This window comes from Chitinophaga pinensis (assembly GCF_007896845.1).
GTDB classification, from domain to species: domain Bacteria; phylum Bacteroidota; class Bacteroidia; order Chitinophagales; family Chitinophagaceae; genus Chitinophaga; species Chitinophaga pinensis_C.
Window position 1 is genome coordinate 296,168 of sequence record NZ_VOHS01000005.1, and the last position, 18,610, is coordinate 314,777.

The window sequence follows — 18,610 nt, forward strand, 5'->3', positions numbered from 1 at the left end:
TAAAATAGGCCTATGCATCAGGAAACACATGTAACCAGTTCCAACATTGTACGGGATATTATCATTGGTATGTCTGACGGGCTGACGGTGCCTTTTGCGCTGACAGCAGGTCTGAGCGGCGTACTGGATACCAATCACCTGATCATTGTATCAGGTTTATCAGAGATTGCGGCAGGGTGTATTTCAATGGGATTAGGTGGTTTTCTGGCGGGCCAGACGGAAATAGAGCATTATGATGCTGAGTTGAAGCGGGAGTATGAGGAAATCGAGAAAGTGCCTGAAATAGAACGCAAAGAGGTGGAGGAGATATTTATTTCTATGGGTGTGGACGAGGCGCTTAGCAAACAGGTGACTTTACAGATCAGTCAGGATAAAGACAAATGGGTTGATTTTATGATGCGCTTCGAATTGGGACTGGACAAACCTGATAAAAACAGAGCGTATCAATCAGCCATTACGATTGCACTGGCCTATCTGACAGGCGGTTTAATTCCGTTGGCGCCTTATGTTATTATCAGTAACAATCAACATGGTTTTTACTGGTCCTGCGGGATCACCATTTTTGCGCTGATCATATTCGGTTATTTCAAGTCGAAAGTAACAGCACAACCACTGCTGAAAGGTACGCTGAAAGTGGCCCTTACCGGCATCTTTGCAGCAGCGGCTGCTTATGCTATTGCGAAAATGATCAGTTAAGCTGCTGTTTCCTCGTTCACCAATGCGAGTAAATCATCTTTTTTGCCGGTCTGCAACAAGATATCTATCATACCGAGATATACACGTTGCTGCTCCTTATTCAAACCTTGAAACAGTCTTGGTTCGGTAGCAAATATACTTTTCAGGAATTTCTTCAATTCTCTCCTGTTACCCGTATCCGGTAAGACACCATTCTTTTCATAGCTATCCAGCAATTTCACTGCGGCTTCTCCTTTTACAAAAGCCTTCTGTCTCAGCCTTACCAATTCATGCAGATGGTTCATTAATTCACGAAAGACGTTATGTTGTCTTGTCCGCTCAAACATATTCTCCGTTTGTTCTGCATCACGGGGATGGAATGCATCGAAATAACGGGATTCAACATATACGCTGTGATAGAAGCCAATAGCATTATTGTTAAAAGAGGTCAGGTCTTTAAATACTTCAGATTGTCCTGAATTCAGGAAATAAAAGAAGAACTTATCCCCTATTCGCTCCGACCATCTTACAAAAGTGATCCTGAAATAATGTTCCGTGCCTTCCGCATCTTTCCGGGACAATACGCCTGTGTCACTTTCTGCAATTGCAGCCTGATAATCCAGCGCGACCCCATTGATGCGGATCTGATATTCTTTTTCTCTGTTCAGCATTAGAAACCAGCCGAATTCACGGATCAGAAAGCTTTTAAATTCATCTGACTCGAAGGAAAAACCAGATACTTCAAACAGATCGTAGAAAGTAACAGTGGTACCGGTTGCTTTCTTAACGGTTGTTTTCTTTCCATCCGGGTCATAAAAGTCTTTTGCATTGCGGCTGATGGTGATATCGTATTCCATCATACCGCCGGTTTTATCGTCTTTATAGACAGTATGCCATACCGCTTTCCCGCTGAATGCAGAGAAAGAAAAGCGGCCGCGACCTTTATTTCCTTTGATAAAGGAGGAGGTTTTCTGGAAAGAGGCTTTTTTTATGGAATCATTAAAATGCCCGAAAGTCTCCTTTAACAGATCATAATCAATGCCGGAGCCATTGTCTGTTATGGATAAACTATGAATGGTATCGATTTCGTTGGATTGAAAATATATGTCTATCACAGAAGCAGCGGCGTCAAACCCGTTCCAGATATACTCCGCCACAGCTTCCATGTAGTCTTTCGGAAGACCGGAAGACTGGATCCCCGTATCCGTAACTGACACTTTCTCTTTCATTTGTAGCTATTTTTGCATGCTATATAGTAATTCTTTCAGTAAATACAGAATTTTATTTAGCCATTATATGATAAAGGACTCAATCACTATACATTGAATTTGAATATGAATACGACAATACTTTACCGTCCGACGGGAATAAAAGAGTTAGCCCTGATTGCAGAGACAGGTTTCCGGCATTTTCCACCCAGATTATCCTGGCAACCGATATTTACCCTGTACTGAACCAGCCTTATGCTGAGCAGATCGCTTTGGAATGGAACACAAATGACGAAGCGTCCGGTTACTGTGGCATTGTAACCCGGTTTGCTGTGGATACAGCTTTTCTGCAAAGGTATGATATCCAGAATGTGGGAGACGGGTCACATAATGAGTTGTGGGTACCCGCAGAGGAGCTGGAGATGTTCAACCGGCATATTGAGGGAAAGATCGAGGTGGTGAAGACATTTCTGGGGGAGAAGTATACAGCGCCAGAAGATGTACAACTGGCTGAACTGATCTCCTCCCTGTCGAAATAGTCATTTATCCGGGATCGGGGGAATGGATAAAAAGCCGTTTATCAGTCTCTCAGAAAGCTCTCTACTCTTCCTTTTGTTATCTGAGGCAGGTCTGTATTCAGGATCTTCCATTTTTTGATCTTCATTTCTGCAAACCATTTATCGAGGACTTTGCGGATAATGTCTTCATCGTTTTTATGTTTGGTGGCGGGGGTAACTTCAACCACCAATACTTCCAGGCGATCGAGGTCGGCACGTTTGCTGATCAAACCAAAGTCAAGTTTATCAATGTCTTTTGACCATTGAGGATTATTGCGAAGTTTATATTTATCCAGCAAGCCGGGTAGCAGGTAGGCATACCGGTTGCCTGCAGCATCTTTGGAATCTGCATGAAAAAGATAGCCGTCGGTGAATATGACAAGGATGTTTCGGTAAGAAGTATCAGGATCTATTGTGATATCCACATCGTTTTTGAAGAAACGCCAGATATCTGATCCCGGCCAGTAAGCCTGACGGAGGCTGGTACGATAGATATAGCTGATATTTTCGGTGACGGTATTACCGATGTTATCATATATCTTTTTCTTTTCAACGGGCATCAATCCGGACAAATCGGTACTCAACTTCTCGGCGGCCTTACTGATACCCGGATCAGCAGGATTAGGAGAAAATATGATACGCATCTTTGGTTTGGCTGCATGTCCACCTTTGGATCTTATTTCGCTTTTAAAATATTCCGTCAGGTAACTAATCAGTGCACTGTCTTTCTGAAAATGCGCGGGCATGTCGGGGTTCGCTTTGGGGTCGATCCGGTCAGAAAGGTCGAGCAGAATGGATAGGTTTAATTGTTTCTGGCGATCATTAAGCATCGTTTTCGCCCTCACTTCCGGTTGATCTTCTTTCGCATCATTAGACCGGCAACTGAACAGCATCATTGTAAACGTCAACAGGATGTATTTCATAGCGCATCTGTTTTGGGAGTTGTATATGTTACAGTGCCAATAAAGTCACGTACGATATTCTCTGCTGTATCCAGTTCTGTACCGGATTTTCCGGCGCCACTCATCCAGGCGAGCCATCCTGCCATAAAGCTGTACATACATGTTTCAAACTCGCTGGGAATAATTACCCCTGCAATTGCCTCCTGAAGTTTTTTGATCTGTGTTTTTGCATCGTCTATATAATGGGTCAATTTATCGGCGCCGGTATGCATATCACTGACCTGCGTATTTACATCCTGTATTTGTTTGTCTTTTTCTTTCAGGGCAACGTTGACCTTATCGATCTTACCATGAGCAGCTAATACGAAATCAAATACAAATCCCCATATAAGATATACTATAAAGCCCGCGAATATGATCAACCAGAAATTGATAGTGTGAAAGGCGAGCCCGATAGTGTAATCCGGCACCACTTTGTCAATAACATCGTTTTTCTTGATGTCATAGATCTTTTCAGTGATTTCATATGCCAGAATGCCATCGAATACAAACGTGATCAATATCAAGGTGGCAATTTTCGCATATTTCTGCACACCATTTTCCTCCTGGAATTTGTGGATAAGGTATCCAAGTCCCAGAAACACAGAGGGTATTGTGACAATTAGTAACAGCTGCGTTACTCCTTTTTCAGAGAATTGGAGAGGGCTTCCGCATCAAAAATCGCATTCGCAACACCGATGTCGCCTAACTTGAATTCCTTAAAAAAGTGGAATAAGAGGCTGAGCTATAAAAGACGAACAGGTAAATGGTCAGTGTGGCAAGAATGAAACAACCGATATAAAAACTAGGTCTGCCGGTGAGATCTCCCACAATTTCGTGTGGATTTTCACGAAGATGTTTCTTTTCTTCTTTGAGTGTGTCTATTTTACGAAGTAAAGCCGGAAGATCTTCTTCTTTCATCTTTCCGATCCGGTTCTCCCAACGGTCAATATCTCCTTTATGTTCCTCAAGTTTGACTTTCATCGGCTTCTTTAAATCATCCTGTCTTTCTTTATCATTCTTGATCCTTTCCTTAAAATCATAATAAATCTTTTGCAGGCATACCCGTAAACCTGCAATACTACCACCTAACAAGGAGGCCTGCTGATAGCCATAATCCTGATAAGTAATTTCTTCTCTTCTTGTTTCGGCCGGTTCAGCAGTAGCTGTATCGGTTGAGGGATTTTCGTTTACGGTAAACAAATCTTTGGTGACTTTTAAAAGGCCCATGGTTTAGAGATTTTTAGAAACATTGGATAATACTTGTTGTATGGGAGTATTGCGTGCAGCTTCTCCCAACAGATATTCACAAATAGACAGGACGTTTTCTTGTTTGAAACCAAACAGGGAGCAGAAGCGTATGAGGAGCTTTTGCTCTGCTTCATCGATTTTACCATCTGCACAAGCCATCAGACTGAGGTCGTACAAATAGCTGATCTTTTCTGACAGTGTTGTCGGTGAGATAAAGACAGGCTGTTCTGCCTGCATGATCAGTGTTTCGATTTCTGTTCTGTTAATACCTCCATCCTCTCCGATGCGGTATAGTAGTTCAAGTTCCCTGATATCCACATGCTCATCTGCAAGCGCCATGTGGTATAGGTTCAAAAAGTGTGTTTTTAATTCCGGACGTAAAGGCATGTTTGAGTTATTAACATTCAAAAGGGATAAATAAAGGGATAAACAGGAGCGGCAAAGTTTCACTGGCTGCTGTGAAGATCTGACTTTGCCGGTATTGCATGCTCACATTCACAAGTATCAGGTCAGATCATCAGTAGGTGCTTCAGGGGCATTCCGTCTCACGGCTTCAATGCCCTCGTCACGGCTATAGGCAGAGGGATAGGTCTCACTTCGACCGATAATTTCTCCGTTCTCGGCTTTTAATACGAATGTGTAACTGTTATTGTCACTATTAAACCTTCTTTCGTATTGTTTATAATAAGGAGCGTTCCTTTTTACGGAAGCGATGCTGTGTACGGCTGCATGTTTTGAGGTATAGCTTTCACTTCCCAGGATTTTCTCTCCATTGCCAGCTTTCAGGTTGAAGAAATAGTCATTCCTTCCGATACCGGAGAAAAGCTCAAATTTGGGATTCTTCATGTTGACGTGATTTATTGTTTATTCCAGGCGACTCTGAAACCGATGTCAGGGCACCTCTCATTGGGATTTGCTATAGTACGGGCGCTGATCAGCAATTCATTTTCCGGGCTAATGCGGCTATTATAGGCGCCACCTTTGACAATCTTATAACGCTGTAAACTATCGGACCAATCAGCACACCATTCTGCGATATTGCCGGTCATATCATGTATACCGAAGGTATTAGGATCCAAAGAACCTACTGTCGCCGGTTTTTTCGTGTTGTATATTGCTACTTTCTGAGCATTATTTCCGCCACTATATTTTTTCCCCAGCCCGGCGTCAGCAGCGTATTCCCATTCTCTTTCTGTAGGAAGGCGACCATTTTTAGACTTACAAAAATCCATGGCTTCCTGCCAGGTGATATTGCCAACAGGCGCATTTCCTCTAAGGCCTGTTAATTGCGGCGGAGGCTGTTTTCCAACACTTTTACAATATGTTCTATATTCGTCAATCGTCACTTCCGTATTGCTGATATAAAATGAATCTATGCCTGATCCTGTGATCAATATTTGCTGCATATGCTTCAACGGAAAGAATATATTTCTGATGGGAGGATTAAACAGAATACATAACCCTGATAAAATAGCTATACTGGAACCAACACTGACTGTTGTAACGCCTGTTTTACGTTGCCTGATCCTTTTTTGTCCTTTAATCTTTTCTTTCAGCATACGGGCGATGTGTTCCGGATTATTTTTCCAATCCTGATAAACAACATGCTTTGATATACCATCAATAGGTGTATCGTCAAGTCTCAGCTGAAGAATATGTGGCTCGCCCATTCTTGTTTTGGCGAGTGCGATTAATTTTTCCAGTCCAGACCAGTACTTATTGACAAAAGTGGCACTGGTGATCATTAGTACAAATCTGGCCTGCCGGCCATAAGCGTCTATTGTGAGATCAATGATATGCTTACCCCAACTACCAATTTCATTCTCGGCGTAATAGTAATACCGAATACCTAGTTTTTTCAACTCTTTTGCAATCTGATCAGCAACATGCTTGTTCTCTTCAGCAACCGAAATAGCTACATCGTATTTGAATAACCGAATCATGGTATATGGGATTTGAGGTTACCAGCATTATATTCTTCCATTTTTAATTAATGTCCAATAATAAGTCCCCAGACCTGTGAGACGGCAGCTTTTATTCCGGACAGCTGCCCAATACAGATACTCCTCACCAACAGGCTCTATTAGCCCTATCTGCTGCATTTTACGCAGCATTTTAAACGTACTGATATTCTTTTCATTCGGGGCATCTGTTGTAGTTGTGTATTCATAGCTGGGATCGAGCGGAAACTCTTTGTCCACTTCAGGAAAATATTCCAGCAGCTGTCTCAATTCAGCTTTAGATACCGTTGGATTCACTTTACGCAGGCTGGCAGAACGTACAATATTCGCCTTAAATACGGGCCGCTGGTGCCAGCTACCCAACGCTTTATCTATATAACTATAGATATTTCCCGGAGTTATCTCTCCATCTATATCTGCAGCACCACCTTTTAAGGCATCGATCAGGAGGCCGGTAAATACACCATGACCATTACTCTCTACAGAAGTCTCCGTGCTGCGGCTGGAAGCAAGGATGATCACACCCTGTTCCAGGAATGCCACATTATTATTGCTCATAAAAGCAGGTGTTCCCATAGCCCCGGCATGGCAGCAATCCAGAATGACTATCTTGTGTCTCGCCTTTGACAGGCCCGCCATTTTCAGTATGTCATCCATAGAAATGCCAACATCATCGCGGGAAAAATCGGGGGTAACAATGTAGCCGTCGCCGGACTCTGTCACATTACCATGACCAGAAAAATAGAACAGGCTGATTTCATCATCCCTGTCATTAAAAGTTTTGCGGATCACAGACTTCAGTTCTGATTTTGTCTTTACAGTGATAAAGAGCTTTACTTCAAAATTCGGTGAGCCATCTGCGTTTTTGTCTAATAGTTCTGCTACCGTTTTTGCGTCATTGATACAGCCCTTAAGGCGGGCGCCGGGATAGTCATCAATTCCGACTACTAGTGCTTTTCTCATGCGTGTATATTTTCATTGGGATTAGTCTGGGATTGTCCTTGGTTGACGGAGCAAAGATGAAACTACATTGCGGCGGAAAAAACCGGTATACAGGGGGAAAAATCCCCTTTTTACACACGGTCCCGGATAATTCCCCCGGGGCGATAGGATTTTTCCGGTATTTACTTTGAGCTGATTTTTTTTGCTCGTTCCGGTTATAGTTTCGCAGCGTAAACAGTTTACACCCCGATTTTTCACTACACCTAAAAATTCCTTTTATGCAACAACACCTTACCGTAAAACCTCTACCATTCTTCTATGTAGGTCAGAAAACTACTGCCGACAGGATCGCCAGATTCCAGAAACAAAAACATGCCGCATTAAGCCAGGCAGCGGGAAGCCCGATACCAAATCTGTATGGTATTCGAAAGAACATTTCACCAAACTTGTAGAAGAAATTGAATTCGCCGGTGGAGACGGTATCAGGGTATATTTCGGTACCTATGAGGAGGGGCATCAATTTGCCGGTCAGACCTGTCTGTTGTTCGTTACAACCAGAGAAAAACAGGTAGGCAATACCATTACACATGCGAATGTAATACTCGAGAAGGAACCTAACTATTCAGAGCGGTCTTCTGTGGAAAAAGATGTGATCTTATTCCCGGGTGAAGATGCTGGAGAAGACATCAGGGACTTCAACATGGGTATCCCTTGTCCGCCACGCTGTGACGAAGAGTTTTCTCAATAACATTACGTAATTTGAGTAAATGCAGCGATTCTTCAGTTACGAATACATGTATTTGTTACCTCTGTTGCTTAGTGCCATTCTAAGCCTGAAGACTTTCAGGCCGGGATGGCCTAAGCAATATAGGCTATTTGCTGTACTGATCTGGACCACATTATTAGCAGAAGCACTGGCAAACCTCTGGATACATAAACTGCATAACATGTTTGGCTGGGACTATTCCAGGAACAACTTATGGATCTATAACTTCTATTTTCTGATCCGTCTCGTTTTACTGGCGTCTATTTTCTATCAGATCTTATACGAGCCCCGAACAAAGAAAATAGTGTATGGGGTGACTATAGGCTTAATAGTATTTGGCCTTGCAGATTATTTCATTATCCAAAGTCCCTTTCAGTACAATACTTATAGTGTGATATCATGTCACGTAACACTGATAGCACTATGCCTTTGTTATTTCAGACAGCTGCTGCAGGCCCCCGGCATCATTGTTTTACACAAAGAGCCCATGATATGGATGACCCTGGGAACATTCCTATACCAGTCCGCATCACTTCCATTCCTGATCATGTTTGGTTTTCTGAATTTACAGCACTCTCCCCTGGCACTGTCATTACTGTTTATCAACGACATCTTCAATTTCATCATTTGCACCTGTTATTTAATCAGCTTTTTATGCAAACCTCAACATTCGCAACCTCTCTGACTATCATCATATCAACCTTACTTGTTATGAGTCTCAGTGCGGCCGTTATTTATTTCCTGTTTCTCTATCAGAAGAAAAAATTCCGACATCAACAGGAACTGATTGAAATGCGGGAAGCATTTAACCATGTACTACTCCAGTCAAAGCTTGCGATACAGGAACAAACGCTCAATCATATCTCAAAAGAGTTACACGCCAATTTTAGTCATCTGGTATCCCTGATTAATATCAATCTTTCTGAAATATTACCTAAGAGTCCCGCCGGACAAAGGGAAAACATTCTTGAAACAAAGTCACTGGCCAAGCAGCTGATGAGCGAATTAAAAGCACTCAGCGCCAATCTCAATACCGATCATATCATTAATATCGGATTTGTACAGGCATTGCAGAATGAACTGAACAGATTAGCTAAAACCGGCAGATATGATGTCAGTATTACAAAAACCGGTGAAGAATACCGGATGCAACCTGAGCATGAGATCATTCTTTTCCGCCTTTGTCAGGAAGTGCTCAATAATGTGGTGAAATACGCGAAGGCATCTAAAGTGGTTTCAAAACTCTCTTTCTCAGATGACAATTTCATCCTTACCATTGCCGATAATGGCGATGGATTTGACATCGATCAGGCGCTTAAACAAAGCGGAGAAAAACAAAGCACCGGCTTACTGAATATGCGTAAAAGAGCATCACTTATCAACGCTGATCTGAATATTACCAGTCATAGCGGAGACGGTACTATTGTAACCATTAATATTCCACATCCACAAATACTAAAAACTTATGCTGTATGAAAAATGCCAGCAAAAAAATCAACATCGCCCTCGTAGATGACCACAACCTGTTCCGTAAAGGCCTTATCAAGCTCATTAACATGGGAGATACACAGCAGAAATATCATATTCTGTTTGAAGCCGAAAATGGAAACGATCTGAAGGAAAAAATGATGCAACCACCGTTTCCGGATATTATACTGATGGATATCGACATGCCGGACATGGATGGGTATGAAGCAGTTGATTGGCTGCAACGTACGCACCCTACGGTTAAAGTATTAGTTGTATCTATGGTAGAATCGGATAATGCCATCCTACGCATGTTGCGTATGGGCGTCAAAGGATATCTATCAAAGGATATTGAAGTAGAAGACATGAACCGGGCACTGGAAGCCATTGCCAGCAACGGTTTTTATTACTCCGAAATTGCGACTGAAGTATTGAATCAGAATCTTATGGGAAATATAAAGCCAAACCCGGCGTCCCTCTATTTATCAGAAAACGAGCGGGAATTCCTGAAACTTGCCACTACAGAGATGACTTATCAACAAATAGCCGATAAGATGAATCTAAGTCCGAAAACAATAGACGGATACCGTGAAGCGCTATTTCAGAAACTGAATGTAAAAACAAGAGTGACTATGGCCATGTATGCAGTGAAACACGGAATTGTGCAGTTATAATTCAATATGCATGCAATTACTTATTTTCACGGCACATTCAATTATTGTCAGATGGATGCTCCGAAATATGAATATAAAAAGATCCTATTCCGCTTTTACAGCAACCTGCTCGAAGAGTCAACCGTAGAAACCTTATGGGCTCTGACGACAGATCCGGTAAAAGGTTATTTCAAACTGGACAATATTCCTTTTTACGTACCGGGTCTGGCTTCGGGCGATATTATTCTGGCAGAATATGACGAAGAAGAGCAGATGATGACTTATCGGGAATTGGTTGAATGCTCCGGCAACTCAACGATACAGGTTATTGTACGTGATGCCGGCAAAGATGCGACCTCATTGAGGGCCGATTTTAAAAAAGCCGGCTGTCCGAGTGATGGCCTTAATGAGTGGTATTTTGTAGTAGAGATTCCTGTAGGATTGGATTACACTCCTATCAGAAAACAACTGGTGCAGTTACAGGAAGCAGGTATTATTGACTATGCTGAAGCTTGTCTGGCTGACGGACATAGATACTAATAAAAGGTAATCATGTAATGTCTGGTTACCTTCGTAGTGGCAAATCTTTCAGTTTCTTCTTTTCTATTTTTGCGACGACCATTTGCTCCGGATCTGCAATTTCTGCAATTGTATACTCAATGGTTGTGCTCATCACCTGCGTAGCCTCCTGCAAGGTAAGATCATGTTGGTACTGCAACCAGTCAAGCAGATTTGCGGAAGCAATCTTCAGAGCATTTTTAAGCTCTTTGTGTACACCCATCGCCATTATATATTTATCGTCTTCAGCTCTGGGATAGTTAAGTGGCATTGTGCCCTTCCTGATCAGACGCACAGAAAAAATAACATCCATAGAAGTTTCCAGAGCGTTGCCGGCGATCTCTCCATCTCCCTGTGCAGCATGACCATCCCCTATGTATAAATTAGAGAATGTAACAGGTGTAAAATGAATACTTTGTGCATACAACACCGGTGTACCCACTAATAATAGGATCAGGGAAAAGATATACTTCATACGTGGTTATTGATTAGTTTTCAGGGAATACAACTGCTGACTTAGAAACTACGAACGGCCATTACTATCGTCACCACCAACAAGGCGATCCCACCAAGGAGGAACATTCTATTACCATGCGCATCCTGGATCAGCAATACAAGATTAAGAATGAGTGTATACAACCCAATACCAATTGCAGTGTAAAGCTTCGTCAGGTCGTATGAACCGCCACCGATTCCATCTCCTGTGTCTATTCTGTCTCTCAGAAAAAACACATACAACAGTATCAGAAAAGGTAATGTCAACAGTATAATTTTAAATGTTTGGGTAGATTTCATGGAAAGGAAGATAATGATTTTTAAGGACGATGGCTTATCTACCCCCTATCAAGATAAGATCTCAAAAAATCATCAAAAAGAATACCCTACTGTTTTGATAGACTAATTTTTTATTCTATTTTTGCTTCCCGGATATGATCAGCTTTACTGTAGACTGGTATAATAACGACAAGAATCTAGACATTATGAGAAGACCAACTGTACTCTTATCAGCTTTATTCTATTCAAAACCCTTATCTGTAAGCATAAGCTGTTATTGTAGTATTTCCTGACTGATATAAATAATGAATTTAACCATTACCAGCTGTCCCACCCGCAGCTGACTGATATCTTATTGCCCCAAAGGCAATGTATTCTTCCATTTTCTTAATTAAAACACGCATGTTCAAAAGAAATGTAACACTCGTGCTTGCGCTGCTTCTTAGCACAAGGCTTTTTGCACAGCAAACACAAATACGGGGGCAGGTGCTCGCTGCTGAAAACAAGCAGCCATTGCCGGGAGTGACAGTAAAAATTAACCGTACCACATTGGGTACCACCACTGATCAGGCAGGGCATTTTCAGCTGACAGTCCCTTCCAGCAAGACCGTTATCTCGGTATCTTCTATTGGCAGAGAAACAACAGAAACAGAAGTCCGCGAAGGAGATCAAAATGTTGTGATCCTGCTTAAACCCGCTAATACGACACTGGGCGAAGTAGTAGCAGTCGCCTATACGAATGTAAAGCGTTCCGGATATCCGGGAGCCGTGTCAACTGTTAGTTCAGATAAAATCAATAACCGTCTTACGCCCAATGTTACCAATGCATTACAGGGATTAGTGACCGGTTTACAGACCACCTCTTCTAACGGTCAGCCGGGTAATAGTTCCACTATCCGCATCCGTGGTGTTGGTTCTATCAATGCTTCCAGTGCACCCCTCTTCGTTGTAGATGGCGCTCCGTATGACGGAGATATTAATGCAATTAACGGTGCAGACATCGAATCCATCAGTGTGTTAAAAGATGCTACTGCTGCCAACCTATATGGTTCACGTGCGGCAAATGGTGTGATTATCATCACTACCAAACAAGGTAAAAAAGGTGAATCTGCAGTGAATATCAACTTCAATCAGGGATGGAGCAGCCGTGCGGTGAAAGACTATGATAAACTTAATACAGATCAGTACTTTGAACTATACTGGGAAGCATTGCGTAACAAACAGCTGACCAACGGACAATCAGCTGCTCAGGCGGCAGCAACAGCCAGTGCTCGTGTAGTTTCCGATCTGGGAATCAATCCTTACGGTCCTACCTTCCCTCAACCTGTAGGTACAGATGGAAAGATCGTAGCTGGTGCACATCCTTTATGGAACGATGACTGGGAAAAAGGCATACAGCAATCCGGAAAATATACACAGGCACAACTTAGTTTCAGCGGTGGTAGTGACAAATCAACTTATTATGTAAGTGGTGGGTATGTCAACAATGAAGGTGCTTACATGGGCTCTGGTTTTAAACGTTACAACTTCAAGAGCAATATTACCTTACAGGCTAAATCATGGCTGAAGACCGGGTTGAACCTGAGTGGTTCCAGCGCTGCACAGGACTATCCTGCTTCATCTGATTCCCGTACAGATAATGTCGTGCTATTCGGCAGGACTGTTCCCGGCTTCTACCCTATTTACCAACGCAATCCCGACGGTACTTTTATATTAGATGCCAGTGGCCAGAAATTGTTTGACTATGGCGCTTACCGCCCATCCGCAGCACTGGCCCGTGAGAATCTGATCGGCTCTCTCCCTCTGGATAAAAACAGAAATACAAATGAGAATCTTTCTGCAAGAACATTTGTAGAAGCTGCGCTTACTAAAGCATTACATATCAAGACAAGTTACAACGTTGACTATGTAAATACCAATTCCCTGTTCTACACGAACCCACTTGTGGGCGGTGATGCAGAAATAGGTGGTGCTATCAGTAAAAGTAATGGCAGAAGATTAAGCTATACCTGGAATAACATTCTGACCTATGATGCAGATCTGCTGGGAGGACATCACCTCAACCTGCTGGCTGGCCATGAATATTATTATTTCAATTCCAGTTCTCAGAGTGGTAGTCGTCAGAAGTTTGCATTACCTGACCTCTACGAGCCGGCAGCGGCCTCTCAGTTAAATGACTTTACCGGTGTTTCTGATAACTACGCAAAACTCAGTTTCTTTGGTCAGGGTCAATATAACTACCTGAACAAATACTATTTCACAGCATCTGTAAGAAGGGATGGTTCTTCCCGTTTCTCTCCTGATTCCCGTTGGGGAACATTCTGGTCAACAGGTGCATCCTGGCGTCTGTCAGAAGAGCAATTCCTCCGTTCTGTGAGCTGGTTGAATACCCTGACATTAAAAGGTAGCTATGGTGCGTCTGGTAACGATAACCTGAGTACTTATTACGCATACCTCGCTTTATTCGATATTAAGAATAACCTGGGGAATGGAGGCGTTATCACATCCAGACTGGCTACACCGGGTCTGAAATGGGAAAGTAACCTGAATCTGAATATTGGTCTGGATTACGCATTATTTGACAATCGCCTGTATGGTAATATCAATTACTATAACAGAACCAGTAAGGATCTGTTGTATGCAAAACCGATGGCCTCTTCTACCGGATTCAGCTCTATCAGTGCTAATATTGGCGCATTACGCAATACAGGTCTGGAACTCGAACTGAATGTTATACCTGTTCAAACCCGCGATTTTAAATGGAATATCGGGTTGAATGTAGCGCATAACAAGAATAAGATCACTGAACTGCCACAGAAGGAAATCATCAGTGGCACTAAAAAGCTGACTGTAGGAAGTTCTATTTATGAATTCTATCTGCGTGAATGGGCAGGTGTAGATTCCAAGACAGGTAATCCACTCTGGTATCAGACGGATGCCGAAGGCAAGAAGGTAACAACCACTAACTACGCTTCCGCAACACAATATTATGCAGGTTCTGCATTACCAGATGTTACAGGAGGTATTACCAATACCTTCAACTACAAAAACTTTGATCTCTCTTTCTTATTGTCCTATAGCATAGGAGGTAAAGTGCTGGATCTGGATTATGTATCCTTGTTGAGCGGGGCAACCAGTCCTGGCCGTAACTGGTCTACAGAATTACTGGAACGCTGGACACCGGAAAATACCAACACAGATGTCCCACGCTTCACTACAGACAACCTGAACTGGACATCTACTTCTACCCGTTTCCTCTATAGCGCTACTTACGCCCGTCTTAAAACTGTATCACTCGGCTATTCTCTGCCAAACAGATTATTATCCAGAATTGGTATTAAAAGCGCTAAAGTATACGGTCTGGGCGAAAATCTCCTGACCTTCTACGGTCACAAAGGCATGGATCCAGAGCAGTCAATAGATGGTACCACTTACTATCAGTATCCTGCGATGAAAACATTCTCAGTGGGTATACAGGTGGGACTCTAATAAGTAACGTTTTAACATTGAATGAACATGAAATCAATCAGATTTTACACATATACGGCAGCGCTGCTCTTAGGATTATCAGCCTGCAATAAACAACTGGATACCGCTCCTTCCAATGCGGTCTCAGAAGATATCGTACTGAAAAATGTTGCCAACCTGACCACCATCTCTGAGGGCACGTGGGCGGCAATGATGGATGATTTTTATGGTGGAACGTACAGCAATCCCGGCTTTAAGACGATTGCACTTACCAGCGATGCCATGGCGAATGACGTCGCACTGATCACTACCAAGTATGGTTTTCCTACAGCATACCGTTTTACTCAGATGAATGATAAGACACAGTCACGTGTGAGCGCTATCTGGGCACAACTATACAAAATCATCAACAATAGCAATATCATCATTGCGAATGTGGACAGAGTGGAAGGAGATCTGACCACCAAAAAGTGCTCAAAGGACAAGCACTGGCACTGAGGGCACATACCTATCTTACAATTGCTTCTTTTTACCAGTATTCTTACCTGAAAGATTCAACTGCAAAAACGGCACCTGTTTATACCACACCAACGAATGCCAGTACACAGGGTAATCCGAAAGCATCTCTGAAAGAGATCTATGAAGTGATTTTCTCTGATCTGTTACAAGCTAAAGAGTTATTGGCAGGTTATGATCGTCCGGCGAAATATAAAATCAATGCCGATGTGGTAAATGGCTTACTGGCACGTGCTTACCTGAATACCGGCAGATGGGCATTTGCAGCAGCTGCTGCTAATGAAGCTCTGCAAAATTATCCATTGATGGCACCATCTGAATACAGCAAAGGTTTCAATGATGCCGGCAACTCTGAATGGATCTGGGGACATTCTGAAATACCTAGTCAGAGTGATGGTAGTTATGCCTTCCATTTTCTGGATGTGTCTTCTTCCTCTTCCTATTATTACAGTTATATGGCAGATCCTTTCTTTGGCGAACTATTTGAAACTGGCGATATCCGTAAAACACTGTTCTCATGGGACGGCTCCGCTGCCGCCCGAGAAGGGTATCTTCAATATAAAAAATTCAAGTTCAAAGCAGATCAGACTGCGGACCTTGTCCTGATGAGAAGTGCAGAAGCCGTGCTGATCAAAGCGGAGGGTTATGCCCGCGCTGGTAATCTTCCTGAAGGTATTACTGCATTGAACCAGCTTCGTACGGCCAGAGGAGCCAAATTGTTTGACGCCAATGGCGCAACCGCGGATAATCTGATCAGGGAGATCCTGATAGAAAGAAGAAAAGAACTGTGGGGTGAAGGGTTTGGTTTATCTGATATTATCCGTACCCAGCAGGCAGTAGTACGTAAACCTTATGTGGATGTCAACGGAAATGATATTAAGGTGACCGTGGTAAAACCTGATGGCAGTAGCAAAGAGGTACCGGCAAGGTATCATACAGCACTGACATTTTCAGATGGAACTGCATTTGCAGCCAACAGCCCTTATTACATATTCGTGGTACCACAGGGCGAAGAGCAGAATAATCCTAATCTTAACAAGTAGTTATTTACGCTATATAAAACGAAGAACGGCCGGGGTTACCTGGCCGTTCTTCGTTTATTGCGTTACAGAACTTCTCCCCTTTTTGTTATCTTCCCTATCCATATTTCTCATTACTCACCAAACTCATGCAAACTATGCAGGATCTACACAATGAGGTAGCACAATTGCGCCGTCAGATGTCTTTTTTCAAACTATATGCTGTTATTACATCCCTCTTTATACTGGCCTTTATTGGATACGGTTTCCGAAAATCAGCACAGGATGACATTATCAAAAGCTTACGTGCAGAAAAGATTGAAATTGTGGAACCAGATGGCACTGTCAAACTATCCTTGTTCAACAAAGAGAACCTTCCTCCTGCGGTTGTGAATGGTAAAAAGCTGAGTCGTCAGGGTGGTGATGAAGCTGGACTGATGTTTTATAATACTGAAGGAGAAGAATGTGGAGGTCTGGTATATAACGGGAAAGGGAAAAATGGTAAAGGTCAGAATGAGCTTAGCATCACGTTTGATAAATATAAGCAGGACCAGATGGTACAGTTGTCCTACATTCAACGCGAAAATGGGCAGGATACTAAAGGACTGACCGTTTTTGAGCGCCCTTCCTTTCCTGTTGATCAGACGATGGCCACACTCGATTCTATCCGGAGTAAGGTTAAAGGAGAACAGGAACAACAGAAAGCGATTGATCAGCTAAAAGCGGAGGATATTTTGGTTATACGCGTATGTTTGCCGGTCAACAAGGCCAACGCACGGGTCTCTTTGTGCGTGATACCAAAGGCCGGATAAGGCTGGAGATGATCGTTAATGAAAAGAACGAGCCTGAGATCCTGTTTTATAATGAGAAAGGCGAAGTACATAAGAAAATTAATTATTAAGGCCGCTATGCATCCGAAGTATTATCTTAGTCCTTATGAAATTTCGTTTTAGTCTGCCTTACCTGCTACTAGCTATCCTTATTTTTGTTGTAGAAGTACTGATTGCATTATATGTACATGATGATTTTATCCGTCCCTATTTTGGAGATGTACTGGTAGTTGTGCTGATCTATTGTTTTGTTCGCAGCTTTATTCAGGCACCTGTGATCCCTGTTGCACTGAGTGTGCTGGTATTTCCTATCTGGTAGAGATATTACAATACTTCAAAGTTGTGAAGTTATTGGGGCTGGAGCACTCCCGGGCAGCTAATATTATTATCGGGAATTATTTTACCTGGACAGATATGATGTGTTATACGGTGGGTATTGGCTGTACAATATTGATAGAAAAACTGGCCACATTGAAAAAGGCCATGTAAACCAGATGGATATTATAATGCCTATGACACAGTTTAGGAATATACAGTGGGTTGTACAACGTAATCTACCAGTCTTTCCGATTTTGAGGGAATGCAAAATGCATGTGCTAAATCGGATATTCCGTTTACGGCCATAGATATCATTCCTTTTACATCAACCTTACCGCCTTTTGATAAAACGCGTCGTTCTATCATTTATGGCTCTACTACCTTTAATGCGATTGCTGCGAATGATCCAATATTAAGAGAAGGAGTTTCTTTGATGAACAAAAGTTCTCAATAGAAAACTATATTAAACATTGGGGCGGCATATGCTTAACTATGAAGCGAAGATTACACTTTCCAGTCTCTTATTGAAAACAATGACTACGCTGGAGATAAGTTATTGTTTATCCGTCCGGATGATGACAACAAATCATTTGCAGGCGAGCTCAAAACAATATGATCAGATTCGTGACTGGTTCGCACAACTGTCAATGATAGAGAATAGCGCATTGTCTCCAGAAAGCAAGATTATCGTAGCGGAGCCATATAA

At 42.5% G+C, this 18,610-nt stretch carries 20 protein-coding genes and 1 pseudogene; 11 read left to right on the forward strand and 10 right to left on the reverse strand.

Features of this window, described 5'->3' with window-relative positions; all coding sequences use genetic code 11:
* The first annotated feature begins 12 nt into the window (after positions 1-12).
* Complete coding sequence (locus tag FEF09_RS07705) at positions 13-696, forward strand: VIT1/CCC1 transporter family protein (protein ID WP_146304556.1); 684 nt, start codon at positions 13-15, stop codon at positions 694-696.
* Here the strand turns inward: FEF09_RS07705 and FEF09_RS07710 are convergent.
* Positions 693-1,904 (reverse strand): ATP-binding protein, encoded by a 1,212-nt coding sequence (locus tag FEF09_RS07710; RefSeq protein ID WP_146304557.1) that lies wholly within the window; start codon positions 1,902-1,904, stop codon positions 693-695. The genes FEF09_RS07705 and FEF09_RS07710 overlap by 4 nt on opposite strands.
* 311 nt (positions 1,905-2,215) lie before the next feature.
* On the opposite strand from FEF09_RS07710, the gene FEF09_RS31390 reads away from it, so the two are divergent.
* Positions 2,216-2,422: a hypothetical protein gene (locus FEF09_RS31390; protein ID WP_222596934.1), complete on the forward strand. Its 207-nt coding sequence runs from the start codon at positions 2,216-2,218 to the stop codon at positions 2,420-2,422.
* 41 nt (positions 2,423-2,463) lie between these two features.
* Here FEF09_RS31390 and FEF09_RS07720 read toward each other — a convergent pair whose 3' ends face one another.
* The 7 genes from FEF09_RS07720 to FEF09_RS07750 all read right to left on the reverse strand — a co-directional run bounded on the left by FEF09_RS07720 (position 2,464) and on the right by FEF09_RS07750 (position 7,556).
* Positions 2,464-3,363 (reverse strand): hypothetical protein, encoded by a 900-nt coding sequence (locus FEF09_RS07720; RefSeq protein WP_146304558.1) that lies wholly within the window; start codon positions 3,361-3,363, stop codon positions 2,464-2,466.
* Positions 3,360-3,986, reverse strand: coding sequence for a hypothetical protein (locus FEF09_RS07725; RefSeq protein ID WP_146304559.1), 627 nt, complete (start codon positions 3,984-3,986; stop codon positions 3,360-3,362). Before FEF09_RS07725 ends, FEF09_RS07720 begins: the two co-directional genes overlap by 4 nt.
* A 100-nt stretch (positions 3,987-4,086) precedes the next feature.
* Positions 4,087-4,611, reverse strand: coding sequence for a hypothetical protein (locus FEF09_RS07730; RefSeq protein ID WP_146304560.1), 525 nt, complete (start codon positions 4,609-4,611; stop codon positions 4,087-4,089).
* Positions 4,612-4,614: 3 nt separating this feature from the next.
* Positions 4,615-4,986, reverse strand: coding sequence for a TerB family tellurite resistance protein (locus FEF09_RS07735; protein ID WP_146304561.1), 372 nt, complete (start codon positions 4,984-4,986; stop codon positions 4,615-4,617).
* Between the two features lie 150 nt (positions 4,987-5,136).
* Positions 5,137-5,478 (reverse strand): YegP family protein, encoded by a 342-nt coding sequence (locus FEF09_RS07740; RefSeq protein WP_146304562.1) that lies wholly within the window; start codon positions 5,476-5,478, stop codon positions 5,137-5,139.
* Between the two features lie 11 nt (positions 5,479-5,489).
* On the reverse strand, positions 5,490-6,575 hold the full coding sequence (locus tag FEF09_RS07745) for an SUMF1/EgtB/PvdO family nonheme iron enzyme (protein WP_146304563.1): 1,086 nt from the start codon (positions 6,573-6,575) through the stop codon (positions 5,490-5,492).
* Between the two features lie 27 nt (positions 6,576-6,602).
* Complete coding sequence (locus FEF09_RS07750; RefSeq protein ID WP_146304564.1) at positions 6,603-7,556, reverse strand: caspase domain-containing protein; 954 nt, start codon at positions 7,554-7,556, stop codon at positions 6,603-6,605.
* A 181-nt stretch (positions 7,557-7,737) separates the two neighbouring features.
* Between FEF09_RS07750 and FEF09_RS07755 the strand changes: the two genes are divergently transcribed.
* The 4 genes from FEF09_RS07755 (at position 7,738) to FEF09_RS07770 (ending at position 10,961) form a co-directional block, all read left to right on the forward strand.
* Complete coding sequence (locus tag FEF09_RS07755) at positions 7,738-8,283, forward strand: hypothetical protein (RefSeq protein WP_146304565.1); 546 nt, start codon at positions 7,738-7,740, stop codon at positions 8,281-8,283.
* Positions 8,284-8,955: 672 nt separating this feature from the next.
* A complete protein-coding gene (locus tag FEF09_RS07760; protein WP_186774234.1) occupies positions 8,956-9,777 on the forward strand; it encodes a sensor histidine kinase in 822 nt (273 codons plus the stop codon).
* Positions 9,774-10,442, forward strand: coding sequence for a response regulator (locus tag FEF09_RS07765; protein WP_146304567.1), 669 nt, complete (start codon positions 9,774-9,776; stop codon positions 10,440-10,442). The genes FEF09_RS07760 and FEF09_RS07765 overlap by 4 nt, the downstream gene beginning before the upstream one ends.
* A gap of 51 nt (positions 10,443-10,493) precedes the next feature.
* Positions 10,494-10,961: a DUF4265 domain-containing protein gene (locus FEF09_RS07770; RefSeq protein WP_261387386.1), complete on the forward strand. Its 468-nt coding sequence runs from the start codon at positions 10,494-10,496 to the stop codon at positions 10,959-10,961.
* Positions 10,962-10,986: 25 nt separating this feature from the next.
* Here FEF09_RS07770 and FEF09_RS07775 read toward each other — a convergent pair whose 3' ends face one another.
* Positions 10,987-11,454: an acetamidase/formamidase family protein gene (locus FEF09_RS07775; protein WP_146304569.1), complete on the reverse strand. Its 468-nt coding sequence runs from the start codon at positions 11,452-11,454 to the stop codon at positions 10,987-10,989.
* A gap of 41 nt (positions 11,455-11,495) precedes the next feature.
* Positions 11,496-11,741: a hypothetical protein gene (locus FEF09_RS07780; RefSeq protein ID WP_146304570.1), complete on the reverse strand. Its 246-nt coding sequence runs from the start codon at positions 11,739-11,741 to the stop codon at positions 11,496-11,498.
* Between the two features lie 414 nt (positions 11,742-12,155).
* Between FEF09_RS07780 and FEF09_RS07785 the strand changes: the two genes are divergently transcribed.
* The 5 genes and pseudogenes from FEF09_RS07785 to FEF09_RS07800 all read left to right on the forward strand — a co-directional run bounded on the left by FEF09_RS07785 (position 12,156) and on the right by FEF09_RS07800 (position 18,075).
* Positions 12,156-15,242 (forward strand): SusC/RagA family TonB-linked outer membrane protein, encoded by a 3,087-nt coding sequence (locus FEF09_RS07785; RefSeq protein WP_146304571.1) that lies wholly within the window; start codon positions 12,156-12,158, stop codon positions 15,240-15,242.
* 27 nt (positions 15,243-15,269) lie between these two features.
* Positions 15,270-15,719 carry a hypothetical protein gene (locus FEF09_RS32800; RefSeq protein WP_261387387.1) on the forward strand — a complete coding sequence of 150 codons (450 nt, stop codon included), beginning with the start codon at positions 15,270-15,272 and terminating at the stop codon, positions 15,717-15,719.
* Positions 15,692-16,780: a RagB/SusD family nutrient uptake outer membrane protein gene (locus FEF09_RS07790; protein ID WP_261387388.1), complete on the forward strand. Its 1,089-nt coding sequence runs from the start codon at positions 15,692-15,694 to the stop codon at positions 16,778-16,780. Before FEF09_RS32800 ends, FEF09_RS07790 begins: the two co-directional genes overlap by 28 nt.
* Positions 16,781-16,914: 134 nt before the next feature.
* Positions 16,915-17,568 carry a hypothetical protein gene (locus FEF09_RS07795; protein ID WP_146304572.1) on the forward strand — a complete coding sequence of 218 codons (654 nt, stop codon included), beginning with the start codon at positions 16,915-16,917 and terminating at the stop codon, positions 17,566-17,568.
* A 124-nt stretch (positions 17,569-17,692) separates the two neighbouring features.
* Positions 17,693-18,075, forward strand: a pseudogene (locus FEF09_RS07800) (DUF2809 domain-containing protein).
* The last annotated feature ends 535 nt before the right edge of the window (positions 18,076-18,610 follow it).